The 21,223-nt window shown below is 75.5% G+C and carries 16 protein-coding genes and 1 tRNA gene; all 17 read left to right on the plus strand.

Features of this window, described 5'->3' with window-relative positions:
• Positions 1-94: 94 nt before the first annotated feature.
• The gene (gene mfd / locus Cpa01nite_RS10155; RefSeq protein ID WP_203668644.1) at positions 95-3,742 is read left to right on the plus strand and encodes a transcription-repair coupling factor; all 3,648 of its coding nucleotides are present in this window, start codon (positions 95-97) and stop codon (positions 3,740-3,742) included.
• A 118-nt stretch (positions 3,743-3,860) separates the two neighbouring features.
• On the plus strand, positions 3,861-4,385 hold the full coding sequence (locus Cpa01nite_RS10160) for a hypothetical protein (RefSeq protein ID WP_203668645.1): 525 nt from the start codon (positions 3,861-3,863) through the stop codon (positions 4,383-4,385).
• Positions 4,382-5,128 (plus strand): nucleoside triphosphate pyrophosphohydrolase, encoded by a 747-nt coding sequence (locus tag Cpa01nite_RS10165; protein WP_239068685.1) that lies wholly within the window; start codon positions 4,382-4,384, stop codon positions 5,126-5,128. Before Cpa01nite_RS10160 ends, Cpa01nite_RS10165 begins: the two co-directional genes overlap by 4 nt.
• A gap of 276 nt (positions 5,129-5,404) precedes the next feature.
• The gene (locus Cpa01nite_RS10170; RefSeq protein WP_203668646.1) at positions 5,405-6,961 is read left to right on the plus strand and encodes a Re/Si-specific NAD(P)(+) transhydrogenase subunit alpha; all 1,557 of its coding nucleotides are present in this window, start codon (positions 5,405-5,407) and stop codon (positions 6,959-6,961) included.
• 1 nt (position 6,962) lies between these two features.
• Positions 6,963-8,357 (plus strand): Re/Si-specific NAD(P)(+) transhydrogenase subunit beta, encoded by a 1,395-nt coding sequence (pntB, locus tag Cpa01nite_RS10175; protein WP_203668647.1) that lies wholly within the window; start codon positions 6,963-6,965, stop codon positions 8,355-8,357.
• 109 nt (positions 8,358-8,466) lie between these two features.
• Complete coding sequence (eno, locus tag Cpa01nite_RS10180) at positions 8,467-9,747, plus strand: phosphopyruvate hydratase (RefSeq protein ID WP_203668648.1); 1,281 nt, start codon at positions 8,467-8,469, stop codon at positions 9,745-9,747.
• A gap of 688 nt (positions 9,748-10,435) precedes the next feature.
• Positions 10,436-10,972, plus strand: a complete 537-nt coding sequence (locus Cpa01nite_RS10185; protein ID WP_239068686.1) for an FtsB family cell division protein — start codon at positions 10,436-10,438, stop codon at positions 10,970-10,972.
• A gap of 55 nt (positions 10,973-11,027) precedes the next feature.
• A complete protein-coding gene (locus Cpa01nite_RS10190; protein WP_373307385.1) occupies positions 11,028-11,555 on the plus strand; it encodes a DUF501 domain-containing protein in 528 nt (175 codons plus the stop codon).
• Positions 11,556-11,607: 52 nt separating this feature from the next.
• Positions 11,608-12,576, plus strand: a complete 969-nt coding sequence (locus Cpa01nite_RS10195) for a Ppx/GppA phosphatase family protein (RefSeq protein WP_239068687.1) — start codon at positions 11,608-11,610, stop codon at positions 12,574-12,576.
• A 338-nt stretch (positions 12,577-12,914) separates the two neighbouring features.
• On the plus strand, positions 12,915-13,244 hold the full coding sequence (locus tag Cpa01nite_RS10200) for a PadR family transcriptional regulator (protein ID WP_203668651.1): 330 nt from the start codon (positions 12,915-12,917) through the stop codon (positions 13,242-13,244).
• Positions 13,241-14,386, plus strand: coding sequence for an HAAS signaling domain-containing protein (locus Cpa01nite_RS10205; protein ID WP_203668652.1), 1,146 nt, complete (start codon positions 13,241-13,243; stop codon positions 14,384-14,386). The genes Cpa01nite_RS10200 and Cpa01nite_RS10205 overlap by 4 nt, the downstream gene beginning before the upstream one ends.
• Before the next feature lie 92 nt (positions 14,387-14,478).
• Entirely contained in the window at positions 14,479-16,002 is a 1,524-nt protein-coding gene (locus Cpa01nite_RS10210) for an NAD(P)/FAD-dependent oxidoreductase (RefSeq protein WP_203668653.1), read from the plus strand.
• Positions 16,003-16,081: 79 nt separating this feature from the next.
• Positions 16,082-16,155: transfer RNA gene (locus Cpa01nite_RS10215), tRNA-Leu, on the plus strand.
• Positions 16,156-16,376: 221 nt separating this feature from the next.
• A complete protein-coding gene (locus tag Cpa01nite_RS10220) occupies positions 16,377-17,870 on the plus strand; it encodes an MDR family MFS transporter (RefSeq protein WP_203668654.1) in 1,494 nt (497 codons plus the stop codon).
• Positions 17,871-18,188: 318 nt separating this feature from the next.
• Positions 18,189-19,238 carry a hypothetical protein gene (locus Cpa01nite_RS10225; RefSeq protein WP_203668655.1) on the plus strand — a complete coding sequence of 350 codons (1,050 nt, stop codon included), beginning with the start codon at positions 18,189-18,191 and terminating at the stop codon, positions 19,236-19,238.
• Between the two features lies 1 nt (position 19,239).
• On the plus strand, positions 19,240-20,961 hold the full coding sequence (locus Cpa01nite_RS10230) for an efflux RND transporter periplasmic adaptor subunit (protein WP_239068688.1): 1,722 nt from the start codon (positions 19,240-19,242) through the stop codon (positions 20,959-20,961).
• On the plus strand, positions 20,958-21,223 hold a 266-nt coding region (locus tag Cpa01nite_RS10235; protein WP_203668656.1), incomplete at its 3' end, for an ATP-binding cassette domain-containing protein. The genes Cpa01nite_RS10230 and Cpa01nite_RS10235, both read left to right, overlap by 4 nt.

Below are 21,223 nucleotides of genomic sequence, written 5' to 3' on the forward strand. Positions count from 1 at the left end.
CTCGCGCTGCCTCGCCCCCCGCTCGACCCCGCTCCACCCCTGACCGCGCCGCCCGCCGCGACGGCGCCCCTCGCCCCCGTGGCGGAAGGAACCCATGAACGTCGCCGGACTGCTCCCCGTCCTCCTCACCGACCCCGCCGTCGCGCGCGCCGTCTCCCTCGTCCCGTCCCGCGGCGAGGTCGACGTCGTCGGCCCCGCCGGCGTCCGCCCGCCGCTGCTCGCCGCCCTCGCGGGCGCGCGGGCCGACGCCGCGCCCGCGGACGCGAAGCGCCCCGGCCGCCCGCTCGTCGTCGTCACCGCCACCGGCCGCGACGCGGACGAGATGGCCGCCGCGCTGCGCTGCTACCTGCCGGACGACGACGTCGCGGTGCTGCCGTCCTGGGAGACGCTCCCGCACGAGCGCCTGTCGCCCCGCAGCGACACCGTCGCCCGCCGGCTGGCCGTGTTCCGCCGCCTCGCGCACCCGGAGCCCGAGCCCGGCCACGCCGGCCCGATCCGCGTGCTGGTCATGCCGGTGCGCGCGCTGCTGCAGCCGGTCGTCGCCGACCTGGGCGAGCTCGCGCCGGTCTCCCTGGACGTGGGGGACCGGGCCGACCTGTCGGACGTCGCCGAGCGCCTGGTCGGCGCCGCCTACAGCCGGGTCGACATGGTCGAGCGCCGCGGGGAGTTCGCCGTGCGCGGCGGCATCCTCGACGTGTTCCCGCCGACCGAGGACCACCCGCTGCGCATCGAGTTCTGGGGCGAGGACGTCGAGGAGATCCGCTGGTTCTCCGTCGCCGACCAGCGCAGCCTCGAGGTCGCGAACCACGGCCTGTGGGCGCCGCCGTGCCGCGAGATCCTGCTGACCGACGCGGTGCGCGAGCGCGCGGCGTCGCTGGTCGAGCGGCTGCCCGGGGCGGTCGACATGCTCGACAAGCTCGCCCAGGGCATCGCCGTCGAGGGCATGGAGTCGCTCGCGCCGGCCCTGGTCGAGCGCATGGTGCCGGTGCTGGACCTGGTGCCGGACGACGCGCTGCTCGTGCTCGCCGACCCCGAGCGGGTCCGCCGCCGCGCGCACGACCTCGTCGCCACCACCGAGGAGTTCCTGCAGGCCGCGTGGACGTCCGCCGCCGCGGGCGCCGCGACCCCGCTGGACCTGTCCGCCGCCTCGTTCGCGTCGTTCGCCGAGGTGCGTGCGCTCGCGGCCGTGCGCGGCCTGGGCTGGTGGACGCTGAGCCCGTTCACGCTGGACGCGGACGCCGCCGAGTCGGGTGCCGCCGCCCCGGGCGAGGTCCGCAGCGCCGACGACGGCGTCGAGACGGTCGTCGTGGCCGCGCGCGACGTCGAGCGGTACCGCGGCGAGGTCGACCGGGCCGTGGCCGACGTGCGCCGGCTGCAGCAGGACGGCTGGCGGCTGCTGCTCGCCACCGAGGGCCACGGGCCCGCGCAGCGCATGGCCGAGCAGCTCCGCGCCGCCGACGTGCCCGCGCGCCTGGTGCCGGCGCTCGAGGGCGAGCTCGAGGGCGGCGTCGTCCTCGTCATGCCCGCGCAGGTCGGGCCGGGCTTCGTGTCCGAGGACCTGCGGCTCGCCGTGTTCTCCGAGTCCGACCTCACCGGCCGCCCCGGCTCGTCCACCCGCGACATGCGCAAGATGCCGAGCCGGCGGCGCAACGTCGTCGACCCGCTCCAGCTCCGCCCCGGCGACTTCGTCGTGCACGAGCAGCACGGCGTCGGCCGGTTCGTCGAGCTCATCTCGCGGACCATCGGCACCGGCGCGGCGGCGGCGACCCGCGAGTACATGGTGGTCGAGTACGCGTCGTCCAAGCGGGGCCAGCCGGGCGACCGGCTGTTCGTGCCGACCGACCAGCTCGACCAGGTGACCAAGTACGTCGGCGGCGAGGCGCCCAGCCTCAACAAGATGGGCGGCTCCGACTGGGCCAAGACCAAGGGCCGCGCCCGCAAGGCGGTCAAGGAGATCGCCGGCGAGCTCATCCGGCTGTACAGCGCCCGCATGGCGACCTCCGGCCACGCGTTCGGCCCGGACACCCCGTGGCAGCGCGAGCTGGAGGACGCGTTCGCGTACGTCGAGACGCCCGACCAGCTGGCCACGATCGACGAGGTCAAGCAGGACATGGAGAAGCCGATCCCCATGGACCGGCTGATCTGCGGCGACGTCGGCTACGGCAAGACCGAGATCGCCGTGCGCGCGGCGTTCAAGGCGGTGCAGGACGGCAAGCAGGTGGCGGTCCTCGTGCCGACGACCCTGCTCGTGCAGCAGCACCTCGACACGTTCACCGAGCGGTACGCCGGGTTCCCGGTGACCGTGAAGGCGCTGTCGCGGTTCCAGACCAAGGCCGAGTCCGAGGCGGTCGTCGACGGCCTGCGGGACGGAAGCGTCGACGTCGTCATCGGCACGCACCGGCTCATCACCGGCGAGGTCCGGTTCAAGGACCTGGGCCTGGTCATCATCGACGAGGAGCAGCGGTTCGGCGTCGAGCACAAGGAGACGCTCAAGGCGCTGCGCACCAACGTCGACGTGCTCGCGATGTCGGCGACCCCGATCCCGCGCACGCTCGAGATGGCGGTGACCGGCATCCGCGAGATGTCCACCCTCGCCACCCCGCCGGAGGAGCGGCACCCGGTGCTCACCTTCGTCGGCGCGTGGGAGGAGAAGCAGATCTCCGCCGCCATCCGCCGCGAGCTGCTGCGCGAGGGCCAGGTGTTCTACGTGCACAACAAGGTCGAGTCGATCGAGCGCACCGCCGCCCGGCTGAACGAGCTGGTGCCCGAGGCCCGGATCGCGGTCGCCCACGGCAAGATGAACGAGCACCAGCTCGAGCAGGTGATCGTCGACTTCTGGGAGAAGCGGTTCGACGTCCTGGTCTGCACGACGATCGTCGAGACCGGCCTGGACATCTCCAACGCCAACACGCTCATCCTCGAGCGCGCCGACCGGCTCGGCCTGTCCCAGCTGCACCAGCTCCGCGGGCGCGTCGGCCGCGGGCGCGAGCGGGCGTACGCGTACTTCCTCTACCCGCCGGAGAAGCCGCTCACCGAGACCGCGCACGACCGGCTGCAGACCATCGCCGCGAACACCGACCTCGGCGCGGGCATGGCCGTCGCGATGAAGGACCTGGAGATCCGCGGGGCGGGCAACATGCTCGGCGGCGAGCAGTCCGGGCACATCGAGGGCGTCGGGTTCGACCTGTACATCCGCATGGTCGGCGAGGCCGTCGCGTCCTACCGCGGCGACCAGCCCGAGGAGCTGCCCGACGTCACCGTCGAGCTGCCCGTCGACGCGCACATCCCGCACGACTACATCGCGCACGAGCGGCTGCGCCTCGAGGCGTACCGCAAGCTCGCCGCGGCGGGCGACGAGAAGGCGCTGGAGGAGATCTCCGCCGAGCTCGTCGACCGGTACGGCCCGATCCCGGAGCCGGTGACCAACCTGTTCGCGGTCGCCCGGTTCCGGCTGCACGCCCGCACGGCGGGGCTCACCGACGTCACCGCGCAGGGCAAGTTCGTGCGGTTCGCGCCGGTCGACCTGCCCGAGTCGGCGCAGCTGCGGCTCAAGCGGCTGTACCCGGGGTCCGTGCTCAAGCCGGCGCTGCGGACGGTCCTCGTGCCGTTCCCGACGACCGCGCGGATCGGCGGCAAGCCGCTGCACGGCGAGGCGATCCTGTCCTGGGCGCGCCAGCTGATCGACGCCGTCGTGCTCGGCGACGTGTCGGCCGCCGCGGGGGTCGGCACCGCCGCCCGCTGACGCACCTCGGCACCTGCCACCGCGCGGCCCGGCCCGGCCCCTACGATGGGCCGGGTCGGGCGACGGAGAGCGACGAGAGGCCAGGTGCGCGGTGACGCGGAGGACGGTCCGGCGGACGGTGTCCGCCCTCGGGGTGCTGACGGTCGCGGGCGCCCTCGCGGCGTGCGGCGGCGGGCGACCCGGCGCAGCGGCGGTGGTGGACGGGCGGTCGATCCCGACGGCCGACGTGCAGGACGCGACGCGCGAGCTCGCCGACGTGCTGCAGGGCGTGTCGTCCTCCGCGATCCTCGGCGTGCTCGTCCAGGAGCCGACGGTCCGGGCGCTGACCGAGGAGGCCGGCGTCGCCGTCGGCGAGGACACCGCGGCCGACGCGCTCGCCGAGCAGGCCGAGGTCGTCGGTGCCGCGGGCCAGGAGTTCTCCCCGGCGTCGGTGACCGTCATGCGGTACCTGCTCGAGATCGAGGCGCTGCAGGGCGCGTCCGACGCCGAGGTGCTGCTCGCGACGCTCCAGGAGGACCTGGGCGCGCTGGACCTGACCGTCAACCCGCGGTTCGGCACGGCGGACGAGGTCGGGACCGTCGGCGCGACGAGCTACCCGTGGCTCGTGTCCGCCGACGGCGCGGACGCGACCCCCGCCCCGTGACCGACCCCCGCCCCGCAGCCCAGGCCGACCCCGCCGCCGTCGCCGACCCGCTGCGCCGGCTGGTCGCCGTGATGGACCGCCTGCGGTCGCCCGGCGGCTGTCCGTGGGACGCCGAGCAGACGCACGCCTCCCTCGTGCCGTACGTGCTGGAGGAGGCGTACGAGGTCGCCGAGGCGGTCGAGGGCGGCGACCGGGCGCACCTGCGCGAGGAGCTCGGCGACCTGCTGCTCCAGGTCGTGTTCCACGCGCGCATCGCCGAGGAGGACCCGGCCGACCCGTTCGACCTCGACGACGTCGCCGCCGACCTGGTCGCGAAGCTCGTCCGGCGGCACCCGCACGTGTTCGGGACCGCCGAGGTCGCGGACGCCGAGGGCGTGAACCGGCAGTGGGACGCGATCAAGAAGGCCGAGAAGCAGCGCGAGTCCGTGCTCGACGGCGTCCCGCTGGCGATGGGCGCGCTGGCGCGGGCGCAGAAGGTCACGTCCCGGGCGGAGCGCTCCGGCCTGGCGGCCGCGGCCCCGCCCCCGGCGCCGCTCGGCGCGGCGTCGGCCCCCGCGGCGGACGGTGCGGCCGCGGGCGCACCGGACGGCGGCGCGGCGAGCGGCGCGGCCGGTGCCGACCTCGGCGCCCGGCTGCTCGCGCTCGTGCGAGAGGCCGGTGCGGCGGGCCTCGACGCCGAGGGCGAGCTCCGGCGCGCGACGGCCGCCTGGGAGCGGACGCTCCGCGCCGCCGAGCGCGCCTGAGCGCCCGCGCCGCCCCGCCGCACCCGCCCGCCCCGCCGCACCTGCCCGCCTCACCCCACCCACCCACCCGCCCGCCCCGCCGCCGAGCGGGCACGGATCGGGCGCTCCACGGGCTTGAACCCCCCGATCCGCGACCTCTCGGCGCGTGGTCGGCCGCAGACGCCGGGACCGAGGTCCGGGACACGGGCGGCCTCGCGGCAGCAGGATGGTCGCAGGCCGCGGGCACCACGGCCCGGTGCGTGCTGCGCGCCGCGAGGCGAGGACGAGGAGGGGCCGATGCGGATCGGCGTCCCGAAGGAGGGCCGGCCCGGCGAGCGCCTGGTGGCCGCGACGCCCGCGACCGTCGCCCAGCTCGCGAAGCTGGGCTACGAGGTCGTCGTCGAGCGCAGCGCCGGCGAGGCCGCGAGCTACCCCGACGCGGCCTACGCCGAGGCGGGCGCCGCGCTGGGCGACGCGGCCGAGGCCTGGGCGAGCGACGTCGTCACGGCGGTCGACGCGCCGGCCGACGCCGGGGCCCTGACCCCGGGCGCGACGCTGGTCGCGATGCTCGCGCCCGCGGCGCACCCGGAGCGGGTCGAGGCGCTCGCCGCCCGCGGCGTCACGGCGCTCGCGCTCGACGCCGTCCCGCGCGTGTCCCGCGCGCAGGCGCTCGACGTGCTGAGCACTCTGTCGAACGTCGCGGGGTACCGCGCCGTGATCGAGGCCGCCGAGGAGTTCGGCGGCATGTTCACCGGCCAGGTCACGGCCGCCGGCAAGACCCCGCCGGCCACCGTCTTCGTCATCGGCGCGGGCGTCGCCGGCCTCGCCGCGATCGGCGCCGCCGGCAGCCTCGGCGCCCAGGTGCGCGCGTACGACGTGCGGCCCGAGGTCGGCGAGCAGATCGAGTCGATGGGCGCGACGTTCGTGCAGGCCGCGGCGGCGCAGCAGGAGGTCAGCGCCGACGGCTACGCCCGCGCGCTCACCGCCGAGCAGGAGCGGCTGACCGCCGAGATGTACGCGGCGGAGACGGCGAAGGCCGACATCGTCATCACGACCGCCCTGGTCCGCGGCGCCGCGCCGCGCACGATCAGCGCCGAGATGGTCGCGGCCATGCGCCCCGGCAGCGTGATCGTCGACCTGGCGGCGTCCGGCGGCGGGAACTGCGAGCTCACGGTGCCGGGGGAGAAGGTCGTCACGGCGAACGGCGTGACGATCCTCGGGTACACCGACCTGACCAGCCGGATGGCGCGGCACACGTCGCAGCTGTTCGGCACGAACGTCGTCAACCTGCTGCGGCTGCTCACCCCGGGCAAGGACGGGGCGCTCGTGCTCGACCTCGACGACCCGGTGCAGCGCGGCATGGCCGTGACGCGCGCGGGCGAGGTGCTCTGGCCGCCGCCGCCCGTGCAGGTCTCGGCCGCGGCCGCGGCGGAGCCGACGCCGGCGCCCGCGGTCGCGGACCCGGCCGAGAAGGCGCGGCTCGCCCGCGAGGCCGCGCGGCGCCGGGGACGGCGGCAGATGGTCGGCCTGGCGCTCGGCGCCGTGCTGCTGGCCCTGGCGATCACGTTCTCGCCGCCGGCGTTCGTCGGGCACTTCACGGTGTTCGTGCTCGCGGTGTTCGTCGGCTACTACGTGATCTCGAACGTCAGCCACTCGCTGCACACCCCGCTGATGGCCCAGACCAACGCCATCTCCGGGATCATCCTGGTCGGCGCGCTGCTCCAGATCGGCAGCGACAGCTGGGTCGTGTCGGCGCTCGCGTTCGCCGCGGCGTCCGTCGCCGCGATCAACATCTTCGGCGGCTTCCTCGTGGCGCACCGGATGATCGGCATGTTCCGGAAGGAGGAGGCCTGAGATGCTCACCTCCGCAGCCCAGGGCGTCTACCTCGTCGCCGCGGTCCTGTTCGTGCTGAGCCTCGCCGGGCTGTCGAAGCAGGAGACCGCCCGCCGCGGCACCGTCCTCGGCATGGTCGGCATGGCCCTCGCGCTCGCCGCGACGGTCGTGCTGAGCGTCGACGTGTCCGTGCGCAGCCCGCTGACCACCCTGCTGCTCATCGCGATGGTGCTGGTCGTCGGCATCACCGTCGGCACCTGGCGCGCACGCTCGGTCGAGATGACCCAGATGCCCGAGATGATCGCGATGCTGCACTCGTTCGTCGGCGCCGCGGCCGTGCTCGTCGGCATCAACTCGTACCTGACCGAGACGCACGCCGACGCCGTCCACCTCGTCGAGGTGTTCCTCGGCGTGCTCATCGGCGCGGTGACGCTGACCGGCTCGGTCGTCGCCTACCTCAAGCTCTCGGCGCGGATGTCGTCGGCCCCGCTGACGCTGCCCGGGCGCAACTGGCTGAACCTCGGCGCGCTCGTCGCGTCGGCCGGACTGCTCGCCTGGTTCCTGGCGGCGCCGTCGCTGGTGCCGCTGCTGCTCATGACGGTCGTGGCGCTCGCGCTCGGCTGGCACCTGGTGGCGGCGATCGGCGGCGGCGACATGCCCGTCGTCGTCTCGATGCTCAACTCGTACTCCGGGTGGGCCGCCGCGGCGGCCGGCTTCATGCTGGACAACGACCTGCTCATCGTCACCGGCGCCCTGGTCGGGTCCTCCGGCGCGATCCTGTCGTACCTCATGTGCCGCGCGATGAACCGGTCGTTCGTCAGCGTGATCCTCGGCGGCTTCGGCGCCGAGGGCGGCACCGTCGCCTCGTCGAGCGCCGCGGACGGGTCGCACGGCACCCACACGGAGATCGAGGCCGCCGAGGTCGCCGAGCTGCTGAAGTCCGCGTCGACCGTCGTCATCACCCCCGGGTACGGCATGGCCGTCGCCAAGGCGCAGTACCCGGTCGCCGACCTGGTGGCCCGGCTGCGCGCCGCCGGCGTCGACGTCCGGTTCGGCGTGCACCCCGTCGCGGGCCGGCTGCCCGGGCACATGAACGTGCTGCTCGCCGAGGCCAAGGTGCCGTACGACATCGTCCTGGAGATGGACGAGATCAACGACGACCTCGCGAGCACCGACGTCGTCCTGGTGATCGGCGCCAACGACACCGTGAACCCCGCCGCGCTGGAGGACCCCGGCTCGCCGATCGCCGGCATGCCCGTGCTCGAGGTGTGGCACGCCCAGCAGGTGGTCGTGTTCAAGCGGTCGATGGCCACGGGGTACGCCGGCGTGCAGAACCCGCTGTTCTTCCGGGAGAACACCGCGATGCTGTTCGGCGACGCGAAGGACCAGGTGGAGCGCATCGTCGCCGCCCTCTGACCGCCGTTCACGCGCCCGTCGCCGTCCGCTCGCCGAAGGTCCCACCGCCGCACCGGACGGCGCGCACTAGGCTGAGGTCGCAAACCCACCCGTTTGACGAAGGAGCACCATGGCCAGCATCGAGGCCGTCGGCGCCCGCGAGATCCTCGACTCGCGCGGCAACCCCACTGTCGAGGTCGAGGTCGCGCTCGACGACGGCACGATCGCCCGGGCCGGTGTGCCCTCGGGTGCCTCGACGGGTGCCTTCGAGGCCGTCGAGCGCCGTGACGGCGACAAGTCGCGCTACCTGGGCAAGGGCGTCGAGGACGCCGTCAACGCCGTGATCGACGAGATCGCCCCCGAGCTCATCGGCTTCGAGGCCACCGAGCAGCGCCTGGTCGACCAGGCCCTCATCGAGCTCGACGGCACCCCGAACAAGGGCAAGCTCGGCGCCAACGCGATCCTCGGCGTCTCGCTCGCCGTCGCGAAGGCCGCGGCCGACTCGGCCGACCTGCCGCTGTTCCGCTACGTCGGCGGCCCGAACGCCCACGTGCTGCCCGTCCCGATGATGAACATCCTCAACGGTGGGTCGCACGCCGACTCCAACGTCGACATCCAGGAGTTCATGGTCGCCCCGATCGGCGCCCCGACCTTCCGCGAGGCCCTGCGCACCGGCGCCGAGGTCTACCACTCCCTCAAGTCCGTGCTGAAGAGCAAGGGCCTGTCGACCGGCCTCGGCGACGAGGGCGGCTTCGCGCCGAACCTCGAGTCGAACCGCGCCGCGCTCGACCTCATCCTCGTCGCGATCGAGAAGGCCGGCTTCGTGCCGGGCAAGGACGTCGCGCTGGCCCTGGACGTCGCCGCCACCGAGTTCTTCAAGGACGGCGCGTACCAGTTCGAGGGCAAGGCCCTCACCCCGGCCGAGATGATCGCGTTCTACGAGCAGCTCGTGTCGGACTACCCGCTGGTGTCCATCGAAGACCCGCTGTCCGAGGACGAGTGGGGCACCTGGTCCGAGCTCGTGTCCAAGGTCGGCGACAAGGTGCAGATCGTCGGCGACGACCTGTTCGTCACCAACCCGGAGCGCCTGGCCAAGGGCATCGAGCTCAAGGCCGCGAACTCGCTGCTGGTGAAGCTCAACCAGATCGGCACCCTGACCGAGACGCTGGACGCCGTCACCCTGGCCCAGCGCAACGGCTTCACCACGATGACCTCGCACCGCTCCGGCGAGACCGAGGACGTCACGATCGCCGACCTGTCCGTCGCCACCAACGCCGGCCAGATCAAGACCGGCGCCCCGGCGCGCGGCGAGCGCATCAACAAGTACAACCAGCTGCTCCGCATCGAGGAGGAGCTGGACGACGCCGGCCGCTACGCCGGCCTGTCGGCCTTCCCGCGCTGGAAGGCCTGAGCCCTCGGGCTCTCGACCGGAGGCCGGTGACCCCCCGCGGGTCGCCGGCCTCCGGCGCGTCCGGGGCCGGGCGAGGCTGCGTCCGCCGACGCGGCGCGCGCCCCGTCCGCCGACTTCGGCAGTCCGGGTGCGAGGTCGGCACCTCCCGCTGCCGACCTCGGGCCCGCGTTGCCGACCTCGACACGCGCCGGCGTGTGCGGATCGTGTGCGCGCCGGCGGACACGGCCGAGTCGCCTGCGGGTGCCGGGGCGTGCCGCGGGGCACAATCGGGACCATGCCCGCTCCCCGTCGTCCCGCTGCGCCCCGCTCCGGGGCCGAGGACGACGCGACGCGCGCCGGGGACCGCCGCGCCCCCGCGCCCCGCACGTCGGCCCCCCGGAGCCCGGCGCCGCGCACCGCGGGCGTCCCCCGCTCGCCCGCGCCGGCCCGGACCGCCGGCGCCACGACGCCGGCCGCCCGGACCCCTGGCGCCCGCACGCCGGCCCCGACGACCCCGGCCGCCCGCACGCCCGCGACCCCGCGCACGGGAGTCCCGCAGCAGTCCGTGCCGCGCCCGGCCACGCCGCGCCCCGCCGCCTCCCGCGCCCGGTCCGCCCCGCCCCGCCCCGCCGCGGGCCGCCCCAGCAGCTCGCGCCCCGGCGGCCGGGGCGGCTCCGGCGGCGACCGGCGCGGGGGCCGCGCCGAGACCGTGCAGCAGCGGCTGCCGCGGCTGTTCACGGTGCGGGCGATGGTGATGTTCGTCGTGCTGTCGATCGCGTTCGTCCTCGTGTTCCCGACGCTGCGGCAGTACCTCGACCAGCAGGTCCAGCTCGAGCAGCTCCGGGCCGAGGTCGCGGCGGCGGAGCAGGACAACGAGGACCTGGAGGCCGAGCTCGCCCGGTGGTCCGACCCCGCGTACGTGGAGGCGCAGGCCCGCGAGCGGCTGGCGTTCGTCATGCCGGGCGAGCGGGCGCTGCGGGTCGCCGACCCCGAGGTCGTGCCCGACGCGTCCGCCGGCGAGAACCCGGCCGCGCCCGGCCCGGTCGAGTCCGACGACCCGACGCGGCCCTGGTACGCCCAGCTGTGGGACTCCGTGCAGGTCGCCGGGTCCGCGGGGACCGGCGAGCGCGGGAGCGCCGAGCAGCCGGGGTCCGCGGGCACCGGCGCGACGGGGGACAATGGGACCGCGTCGGACGCAGGCACCGGGACCGAGGAGTCCGAGGGGCCGACGGCGCCCACCCCGTGACCCCGAGGACCGAGGACCGCTCGTGACCGACCTGCCCACCACCCCGGCGCCCGCGCTGCCCGACCCGGCCGAGGTGCCGCGCGCCCGGCACGACGCCCCCGAGGTGACCGAGGCGGACCTCGCCGTGCTCCGCGAGCAGCTCGGCCGGCCCGCCCGCGGCGTGGTCGGCGTCGCAGCCCGCTGCGCCTGCGGCCGCCCGCTCGTCGTGCGCACGGCGCCGCGGCTCGACGACGGCACGCCGTTCCCCACCACGTACTACCTGACCTGCCCGCCGGCCGTCGGCGCCGTCAGCACCCTCGAGGCCACCGGCCTGATGAAGGAGCTCACCGCCCGCGTGCAGGCCGAGCCGGAGATCGCCGCCGCCTACCAGCGCGCGCACGAGGCGTACCTGGCGGACCGCGCGGAGCTCGGCGAGGTCCCGGAGATCGCGGGCATCTCGGCCGGTGGCATGCCGACCCGCGTGAAGTGCCTGCACGTCGTGGTCGGCCACGCGCTGGCCGCGGGCCCCGGGGTGAACCCCGTCGGCGACGACGTGCTGCTGCGGCTGCGCGAGGTCTGGCGCCCGGACCGCTGCACCTGCTGACGCCGGGCCGGCGCGGCGCGCGGGCCGGGCGGGGGATGGGAGGATGTCCCGCGTGACGCGTGTGGCTGCCATCGACTGCGGGACCAACTCCATCCGGCTCCTGGTGGCCGACGTCGACGCGGGGGCCGGGACGCTCACCGACCTCGACCGGCGGATGGAGGTCGTCCGCCTCGGGCAGGGCGTCGACCGCACCGGCCGCATCGCCCCGGAGGCCATGGCGCGCACCCTGGACGCCACCCGCCGGTACGCGGAGGTCTGCCGCGAGCTCGGCGTCGAGGCCGTCCGGTTCGTCGCCACCAGCGCGTCCCGGGACGCCGAGAACCGCGACGAGTTCGTCGCCGGCGTCCGCGACGCCCTGGGCGTCGAGCCGGAGGTGATCGGTGGCGTCGAGGAGGCCGCGCTGTCGTTCCGCGGCGCGACCGGCGTGCTCGGCGCGACGCACGACGGCCCGTTCCTCGTCGTCGACCTGGGCGGCGGGTCCACCGAGGTCGTCCTCGGCGAGCGCACCCCCGAGGCGGCGTACTCGATGGACGTCGGCTCCGTCCGCCTGACCGAGCGCCACCTGCTCTCCGACCCGCCCACGCCGGCCGAGGTCGCCGCCGCCGAGGCCGACGTGCACGCCGCGCTCGACCTCGCCGCGGAGCACGTGCCGTTCGGGCGGACCGCGACCCTCGTCGGGCTCGCGGGGTCGGTCACGACGGTCACCGCCCACGCGCTGGGCCTGCCGGCGTACGACCGCGCGGCCGTCGACGGCACCGTGCTGCCCGTCGACGCCGTGGTCGCCGCGTGCGACGACCTGCTCGCCCGGGACCACGACGCCCGCGCCGCGCTCGGCTTCATGCACCCGGGGCGGGTGGACGTGATCGGGGCGGGTGCGCTGGTGTGGCGCGCGGTCGTGCGCCGCGTGCGCGCCGACGTCGAGGCCGCCGGCGGCAGCCTCGACGAGGTCGTCACCTCCGAGCACGACATCCTCGACGGCATCGCCTGGAGCGTCGCCGAGCGCACGTCCGCCTCGGCCTGACCGGGAGACGCCGGAGACGGCGCCTCGGCCTGCGCGCGACGCCCCGGATCCGGTGGCTGCGGCCGGGTTCGGTGGCTGCGACCACCGAACCCGACGAGAGCCACCGAACCCGGGACGCCGGCGGTGCGGCGACCGGGCCGCGACACGCCCGCGCGGATCAGGTAGCGAACTACGCCCAGTACCGCGCAATCTGCAGTACCGTGTGACCTGCGGGAGCCGAGGAGGGTCGGCTCCCGCGCCAACGGCGGGTGCCGCGGCCGACAGGGGGCGGGCCGCGGCACCCGCACCGCACCTGCGGAGCGCCGGACGACCCGGCGCCCGCGCCAGGGAGGCACCGGGTGGACACGACCCAGCTGCTCAAGGGAGTGCTCGACGTCGCGGTGCTCGCCGTCGTCGCCGAGGAGGACGGGTACGGCTACGACGTCGTCCGCCGGCTGCGCGCCGCGGGCCTCGCCGAGGTCGGCGACGCGTCCGTGTACGGCACGCTCCGCCGGCTGTACTCGCAGGGCGCGCTGACGTCCTACGTGGTGCCCAGCGACGAGGGTCCGCACCGCAAGTACTACGGGATCAACGCGCAGGGGCGGGCGATGCTCGACGCCCAGCGCACGGACTGGCGCGAGTTCGCGGGGACGATGTCCCGCCTGCTCGACGGGAAGGCGGCGGCGTGAACGGGACGAGAGCGCACGAGCGGGCGCGCGAGGCGGTCGGCCGGTACGCCGCGGAGGTCCGGCGGCACCTCGCCGACCTGCCGCCCGACCAGGTCGACGACCTGACCGACGACCTGGAGGCGGACCTGGCCGACGCGATCGCGGACGGGGCGGACGGCGACGAGGGCGCGGTCGACCCGGCGGTGCGGTTCGGCACCCCGGGCGCGTACGCCGAGGAGCTGCGCGCCGCCGCCGGGCTGCCGCACGGGTCGCCGGCGTCGGCGAAGCCCTGGCCGGCGCGCGTGCAGCGGCTGCGGTCCGCTGGGGCTCGCGCGGCCGCGGCGGCGCGGCGGCAGCCGTGGGCCGAGCCCGTGGCGCGGGCGGCGACGGACCTGCGGCCGCTGTGGTGGGTGGTGCGGGCGTGGATCGGCTACCAGGCGCTCATGTGGGTGGTGATCCAGACGGGCTGGCTGGTGCGGTACGTCCAGCCCGACCGGCACGGCCTGCCGCAGCGCACCCTGCACTGGGCGATCCTGCTCCTGCTCGTCCTGGTCTCCGTGCAGTGGGGCCGGGGCCGGTGGGGCGCGGCGCAGCTGCCCAGGCTCTCGCGCACGGCGAGCGTCGTCGCCCTGGTCCTCGTGGTGCCCGTCGCGGTGTTCACGTACGAGTCGCGGTTCTACGGAGCGGCGTACGCCGACGTCCAGTACGTCGAGGTGCCCGTCGCCGGCGCGCAGCCGGAGGACGGGGTCTGGGTCGACGGCGTGCAGGTGAGCAACCTGTTCGTGTACGACGCGGCCGGGGAGCCGCTGGCCGACGTGCAGGTGTTCGACGACCGCGGGCGACCGGTGCGCACGACGACCGACGACGGGTGGTCCTCGTGGTCCCTCCCGGGGGTCGAGCAGCCGTGGGCCTTCGTCCCGGCGGCCGACGACGACGGCCGGCTGCGGTGGAACGTGTACCCGCTGCAGGGCGCGCCGTACGACGACTTCGACTGGTCGAACCCGGACGGGACGCGCGACACCCGGGAGCTGCTGGAGGCGGACCCCCGGACCCCGCCCCTCCCGTTCGCCAAGGCCCCGACGATCGTGCCCGGTGGCCAGGACGAAGGTCCCGGCGAGCCGACGTCCACGGCGCCGGGCGACGCGGTGACCGCCGCCCCCTGAGGCGCGTTCCCCGGGTTCTCCCAGGACCTTGTGCCCAGGATCACGTGAGACGAGTTCGCCTCGGACAAGTCATGGGACGTACCGTGGGACCTATGTCTGAGTCCACCGCCACGACCCTGGCGCCGCAGTCCGGGAGCACCTCCCGCAAGGTGCCGCGCATCGTCATCCTCGGCGGCGGGTCCGTGGGGCTGTACTCGGCCCGCCGGCTCCGTCGTCGCCTGGGCAACCGGGAGGCCGCGATCGTCGTGGTCGACCCGCGCCCGTACATGACCTACGCCCCGTTCCTCCCCGAGGCCGCCGCCGGCTCGATCGACGCCCGCTACGTCGTCGCGCCGCACCGTCGCGCGCTCAAGGGCATCGACGCGCTGCAGGGCAAGGTCTCCGAGATCAAGCACGCCGAGCGCACGGTCCAGATCACGCCCGAGGAGGGCGAGCCGTACTGGATCACCTACGACCACCTGATCGTCGGCCTCGGCTCCGTCGCCCGCACGCTGCCCATCCCGGGCCTCGCGGAGCAGGCCATCGGCTTCAAGAACGTCGAGGAGGCCATCGCCGTCCGCAACCACGTCCTCGGCCGGATCGACCGCGCGTCGTCCACCTGGGACCCGGAGCTGCGCCGGCGCATGCTGACGTTCACCTTCGTCGGCGGCGGGTTCGCCGGCGTCGAGGCGATCGCCGAGGTCGAGGACATGGCCCGCGACGCGGTCAAGCACTACCCGTCGCTCAGCCCCGAGGACCTGCGCTTCGTGCTCGTCGAGGGCTCGCGCCGGATCCTCCCCGAGGTCTCCGAGGAGCTCGGCGGCTACACCCTCGAGCAGCTGCGCAAGCGCGGCATCGAGGTGTACCTGTCCACGTTCCTCAACTCCTGCGTCGACGGCCACGTGGTCCTCTCGGACAAGACCGAGTTCGACTCCGAGACCATCGTCTGGACCGCGGGCGTCAAGGCCAACCCGGTGCTGCAGAACTCCGACCTGCCGCTGGACAAGATGGGCCGCGTCACCACGCTCGCGACCCTGCAGATCGCCGACGCCGAGGGCAACGTGGTCCCGGACGCCTACGCGGCCGGTGACTGCGCCGCGGTGCCGGACCTGTACAACCCCGGCATGTTCTGCCCGCCGAACGCCCAGCACGCGATCCGCGAGGCGACCCACCTGGCCGACAACCTGGCGCGCGTCCTGCGCAGCGCCGAGCCGACCGACTACAAGCACAAGAACATCGGTGCGGTCGCGTCCCTCGGCATGTACAAGGGCGTCGCCCAGTTCCTCGGCAAGATCAAGGTCCGTGGCTTCCTCGCCTGGGTCCTGCACCGGTCGTACCACGTGATGGCGATGCCGACGCTGAACCGCAAGCTCGCGATCATGTCGGGCTGGACCGCGAACCTGCTGTGGCGTCGCGAGACCGTCGCGCTCGGCTCGATCCACGACCCGCGCGCGGAGTTCCGCGCCGCGTCGGTGCCGCCGAAGCCGCGGCCGGAGCAGGCCGCCCCGGCCGCCGCCCCGGCCAAGGCCGAGGACCACTCCGCGGTGCCCGGCGCCGAGGTGAAGCCCTCCGGCGCGAGCAAGGCCGACGACACCTCCCCGGCCGACGGCACGCCGTCCGAGGTGAAGCCCGGCTGACAGCCGGCGCCCCGCAGCACCGGAGCCCGTCCACCCCGCGAGGGTGGGCGGGCTCCGTCGTACTGGCAGGATGGGCGCGGCCCCCGTAGCCCAACCGGCAGAGGCAGCCGGCTTAAACCCGGCGCAGTACGGGTTCGAATCCCGTCGGGGGCACCCCGCACCGGCACCCGCCCGGACGCGCGGCCCCGACCCCTGCCCGGCCCGCCGCCCCGACCCCCCGGCGGAAAGGACGCGACACCGCCCAGCCACCTCGGGAATCATCGGCGGCGTCCGGGACGTTGGTACCAGTGCGCGCCTCCCTCCGGGGTCCGGCGGCTCCGCCAGCGGACGCCCCGCGCGCACCTCACCGCCGACCCCACCCGCGAGGGAGACGTATGACCACGCACGACGACACCGCGCTGCGCGACCGCGCGCCCGAGGCGCCCGTCGCCGCACCAGCGCGCCTGTCGAAGGCCGACACCACGCTGATCGGCCTGCTCCTGGTGGCGGGCTTCACCGTGATCCTCAACGAGACCGTGATGGGCGTCGCGCTGCCCGTGCTCATGCGCGACCTCGAGGTGTCGGCCGCGACCGGCCAGTGGCTGACCACCGGGTTCATGCTCACGATGGCCGTCGTCATCCCGGCGACCGGCTTCATCATGGGCCGGTTCCGCCTGCGCCCGATCTTCATCACCGCGATGTCGCTGTTCACGCTCGGCACCGCCGTCGCGGCGGCGGCCCCCGGGTTCGGTGTGCTGCTCGCCGGCCGCGTGGTCCAGGCCAGCGGCACCGCCGTCATGCTGCCGCTGCTGATGACGACCGCGCTCACCCTGGTGCCGCCGAGCATCCGCGGGCGCACGATGGGCACCATCTCGATCGTGATCTCGGTGGCCCCGGCCATCGGCCCGACCATCTCCGGCCTGGTGCTGTCCCAGCTGTCCTGGCGGTGGATCTTCATCGTCATGCTGCCCGTCGCGCTGGTCGCGCTGAGCCTCGGCGCCTGGAAGGTCCGGGACGTCACGGAGCCGCGGGCGACGCGCCTCGACGTGCTGTCGCTGCTGCTGTCGGCGGTCGGCTTCGGCGCGCTGATCTTCGGCCTGTCGAGCATCGGCGAGTCGGCCGGCGGCCACGTGCTCGTCGCCCCGTGGATCCCGATCACCGTCGGCGTGCTCGCGCTCGGCGTGTTCGCGCTGCGCCAGGTCCGCCTGCAGGACTCCGCGGACGGCCCGCTGATGGACCTGCGGGTCTTCACCCGCCGCTCGTACACGGTGTCGGCGCTCGTGCTGATCATCGGGTTCATGGCGATGTTCGGCGCGCTGATCGTGCTGCCGATCTTCCTGCAGCAGGTGCTCGAGCTCGGCACGCTGGAGACCGGCCTGCTGCTGCTCCCGGGCGGCCTCGTGATGGGCGCGCTGTCCCCGGTGGTCGGCCGGCTGTTCGACCGGGTCGGGCCGCGGCCGCTGGTGACGCCGGGCGTCGTGGCGCTCGCGTCCGCGCTGTGGCTGCTGTCCACGCTGCACCCGGGCACCCCGGCCGCCGCCGTGGTGGGCGTGCACGTGCTGCTCAGCGTCGGCCTGGCGTTCATGATCACGCCGCTGTTCACCTCGGCGCTCGGCTCGCTGCCGCGCGACCTGTACGGCCACGGCAGCGCGATCGTGAACACCCTGCAGCAGCTCGCGGGCGCGGCGGGCACGGCGCTGTTCATCACCGTGCTGTCGACCACGACCGCGGCGCGGCTAAAGGAGGGCGCCGACGTGCTCACCGCGACCGCGGACGGCGTGCAGGGCGCGTTCCTGTGGGGCGGCGTCGTCGCGCTGGTCGCGCTCGTGGCCTCGCTGCTGGTGCGGCGCCCGCCGGCCGACGCCGAGGCGCCGGTGGCGATGCACTGACGCGCCGCGTCCCGGAACGGCCCGGGTCCCCGACGGGGGCCCGGGCCGTCGTCGTCCCCGGACCGTCCGGCCGGCGCGCCCGCCCGGCGCCCCGCTCCCCGCGCGGACCGTCCGCCCGCCGGGGGACGGGCCCGGCCCCGCGGTCCACCCGCGGGCGGACGCCCGGCGGCTCCGCCCGCCCCTAGCGTCCCGGGTGGACGCCCGCCCGCCCGCACAGGTCATCCGCCGGAACGCCCACGCGGGGGTGGTCGTCCACGCCATGCTGGGCGGGCGCGTCGGAGGGGCAGCCGACGGCGCCACCGACGAAGGGGCCACCCGATGACCACCACCCGATCCTCCCGTGCCGCGGCCGCGGCGGCCGCGTTCGCGGTCCTCGCGCTGGCGGGGTGCTCGAGCAGCGACGGGGGTGGCACGACCTCCCCCTCGGACGAGTGGACCCCCGGCCCGCTCGACGAGTACCAGGCGCGGATCTACGGCTACAGCCTGGACGACGACCGGACCGAGGAGGAGCTGCAGGCCGAGTCCGACCGGCAGAACCGCCGGGTCGAGGAGCTGGTCGCGGCCTGCATGCAGGAGGAGGGCTTCGACTACACGCCTGCCGAGAGCAGCGGCGGCAGCATCAGCTCCGACGACCTCGACGTCGAGTGGGGCACCCGGGAGTTCGCCGAGCAGTACGGGTACGGGATCAGCACCGACCCGTGGGGCTCCCCGGACGACGCGGAGGCCGAGGAGTGGGTCGACCCGAACCAGGAGTACGTCGAGCAGATGTCCGAGAGCGAGGCGGCGGCCTGGTCCGAGGCGCTGAACGGGCCGCCGATCGAGGGCGACGGCGAGCAGGAGTACGACTGGACGACGGCCGGCTGCTACGGCGCGGCGCAGCACGAGGTGTACGAGGGCGGCGTCGAGTCCGACGAGTTCGCCGGGATCGAGGACGAGCTCGAGCGGTTCTACGAGGCCTCCTCGGCCGACCCGCAGGTCGTCGCGCTGGACGAGGCCTGGTCCTCCTGCATGGCCGACGAGGGCTACGGCGAGCTGACCGGCGTGTACTCCGCGCAGGACGACCTCTACACGGAGTACAACGCGCTGCAGGGCTGGGAGGACCCGGAGTACCTGGCGCTGAGCGAGACCTGGGACTGGGAGGCGGAGCCCGAGGGTCCGCCGACGCCCGAGGTCGACGAGGCCGCGCTCGCGGCGTTCACCGAGAAGGAGATCGGCCAGGCCGTCGCGGACGTCGACTGCCAGGAGCAGGTCGACTTCATGGCGGAGCGCATGCGGATCGACCACGAGCTGCAGCAGGAGTTCGTCGACCAGCACGGCGACGAGCTCGAGGCGTGGGCCACCGCCGCCACCGCCGCGCGGGAGCAGTGACGTGACCGCTGGGCAGGACCTCGTCCCGACCGACCCGAGCCCGACCGACGCGACCCCGACCGACCCGACCCCGACCGGCCCCGCCCCGGACGACGCGGGTCCCGGGCCCCGCTCGTGGCGGACCGGCAACCGCACCCTGGCCGTCCTCGCCGGCGTGGCCGTGCTGAGCCTGGTGGCCGGGCTGGGCCTGTCCCGCCTGGTGCTGAACCCCGCGGAGGCGGCGGCCCGCAACGCGCCGCCGGAGGCCGGGCCGATCACCGTGCCGGTGGAGAGCCGCGAGCTCAGCAACGACGTGACCGTCCGCGGCGACGTCGTGTTCGACGACGCGGTCGACCTGCGCGTCGAGACCGCCGACCTCGGGGAGCGCGCCGTCGTCACCGGCCAGGTGCCGGAGGTCGGCGCGACCCTCGACGCGGGGTCCGTGGCCCTGGAGATCGCCGGCCGCCCGGTCCTGGTGCTGCCCGGCGGCCTGCCGACGTACCGCACGCTCGCGCTCGGCGTCTCCGGGCCGGACGTGCTGCAGCTCAAGGCCGCGCTCGCCGCCCTCGGCATCGGCGCCGGCGACGCGACCTCGGACGCGTACGACACGGCCACCGCCGCGGGGGTCGCGGAGCTGTACCGGCGCGCGGGCTACCCCGTCCCGTCGCCGTCGGACGAGGCGTCCGAGGCGGTCACCGCCGCGGAGCGCGCCGTCCGGTCCGCCGAGGCCGACGTCGCCGCGGCCGAGGGCGCGCTGGCGTCCGCGGGCGGCGGCTCGGGCGGCGCGCAGGTCGCCGCGGCCGACGCGGCGGTCCGGTCCGCCGAGCGGGCGGTCACCGTGGCGCAGGTCGAGCTGGACAGCTGCGCGGCGGAGGGCTGCACCCCCGGCGAGAGCGCGCGGCGGCAGGCGGCCGTCGACGACGCCCGCGACGCCGTCGGCGTCGCGCAGGCCGAGCGCGCGGCCCTGGACGCGGCGCCGGACACCTCCGGGGAGCGGGCCTCCCTGACCGCCGCGCGGGACGGCCTGGCGGACGCCCGGGAGGCCCTCGCGGACGCCCGCGAGGAGACCGTCGTGGCGCTGCCCGCGAGCGAGGTCGTCTTCCTGGAGACCCTGCCCCGGCGGGTGGACGCCGTGTCCGTGCGGCGCGGCGGCACCGTCGAGGGGTCCGTGATGAGCGTGTCCGGCGCGACCCTGCAGGTCGTCGCGAGCGCCGACCGCGCGGACGCCGCGCTGCTGGCGGTCGGGGCGACCGGCACCGCCGTGCTGGACGACCAGGAGATCGCGGTGACCGTGAGCGCGATCGAGGCCGGCGCGGCGGGCGGCGGGTCCGCGGACGCCGGCGGGTCCGAGGGCGCCGGGAGCAGCGGCGGCGACGACGCGGCGGGCGCCGGCCGGTCCACCGTCACCCTGCTGCCGGGCGAGCTCACCCCCGAGCAGGTCGCCGCCCTCCAGGGCGCCAACGTCCGGGTCCGGATCCCGGTGTCCTCGACCAGCGGCTCCGTGCTGGCCGTGCCGCTCGCCGCGCTCACCGCCGGCCCCGGCGGCGAGTCCCGGGTCGAGGTCATGGGCGAGGACGGCGCGACCGCACTGGTGGAGGTCGAGACCGGCCTCGCGGCCGGCGGCTACGTGGAGGTCGCGGCCGCCGACGGCGCGGCGCTCGCGGAGGGCGACCTCGTGGTGATCGGGGCGGCCGGCGCGGGCGACGGCGACGCGCCCGCGGACGACGAGGACGCGGACGCGTGACCGCCCTCGACGCCCTCACGGAGGGCCCCGGCGTCGTCGGCGAGCGCCCGGGCGGCGTCCCGCCGGTCGTCGAGCTGCGGGGCGTCGCGCGGGAGTTCCCGGGCGAGCCGCCGGTGGTCGCGCTCCGGCCGAGCGACCTGCGGGTCGAGCGGGGCGACTACCTCTCGATCGTCGGGCCGTCCGGCTCGGGGAAGTCGACGCTGCTGCACCTGCTCGGCCTCCTGGACCGGCCGACGGCGGGGGAGTACCTGCTCGACGGCGT

The organism is Cellulomonas pakistanensis, from assembly GCF_016862755.1.
Taxonomy (GTDB): domain Bacteria; phylum Actinomycetota; class Actinomycetes; order Actinomycetales; family Cellulomonadaceae; genus Cellulomonas; species Cellulomonas pakistanensis.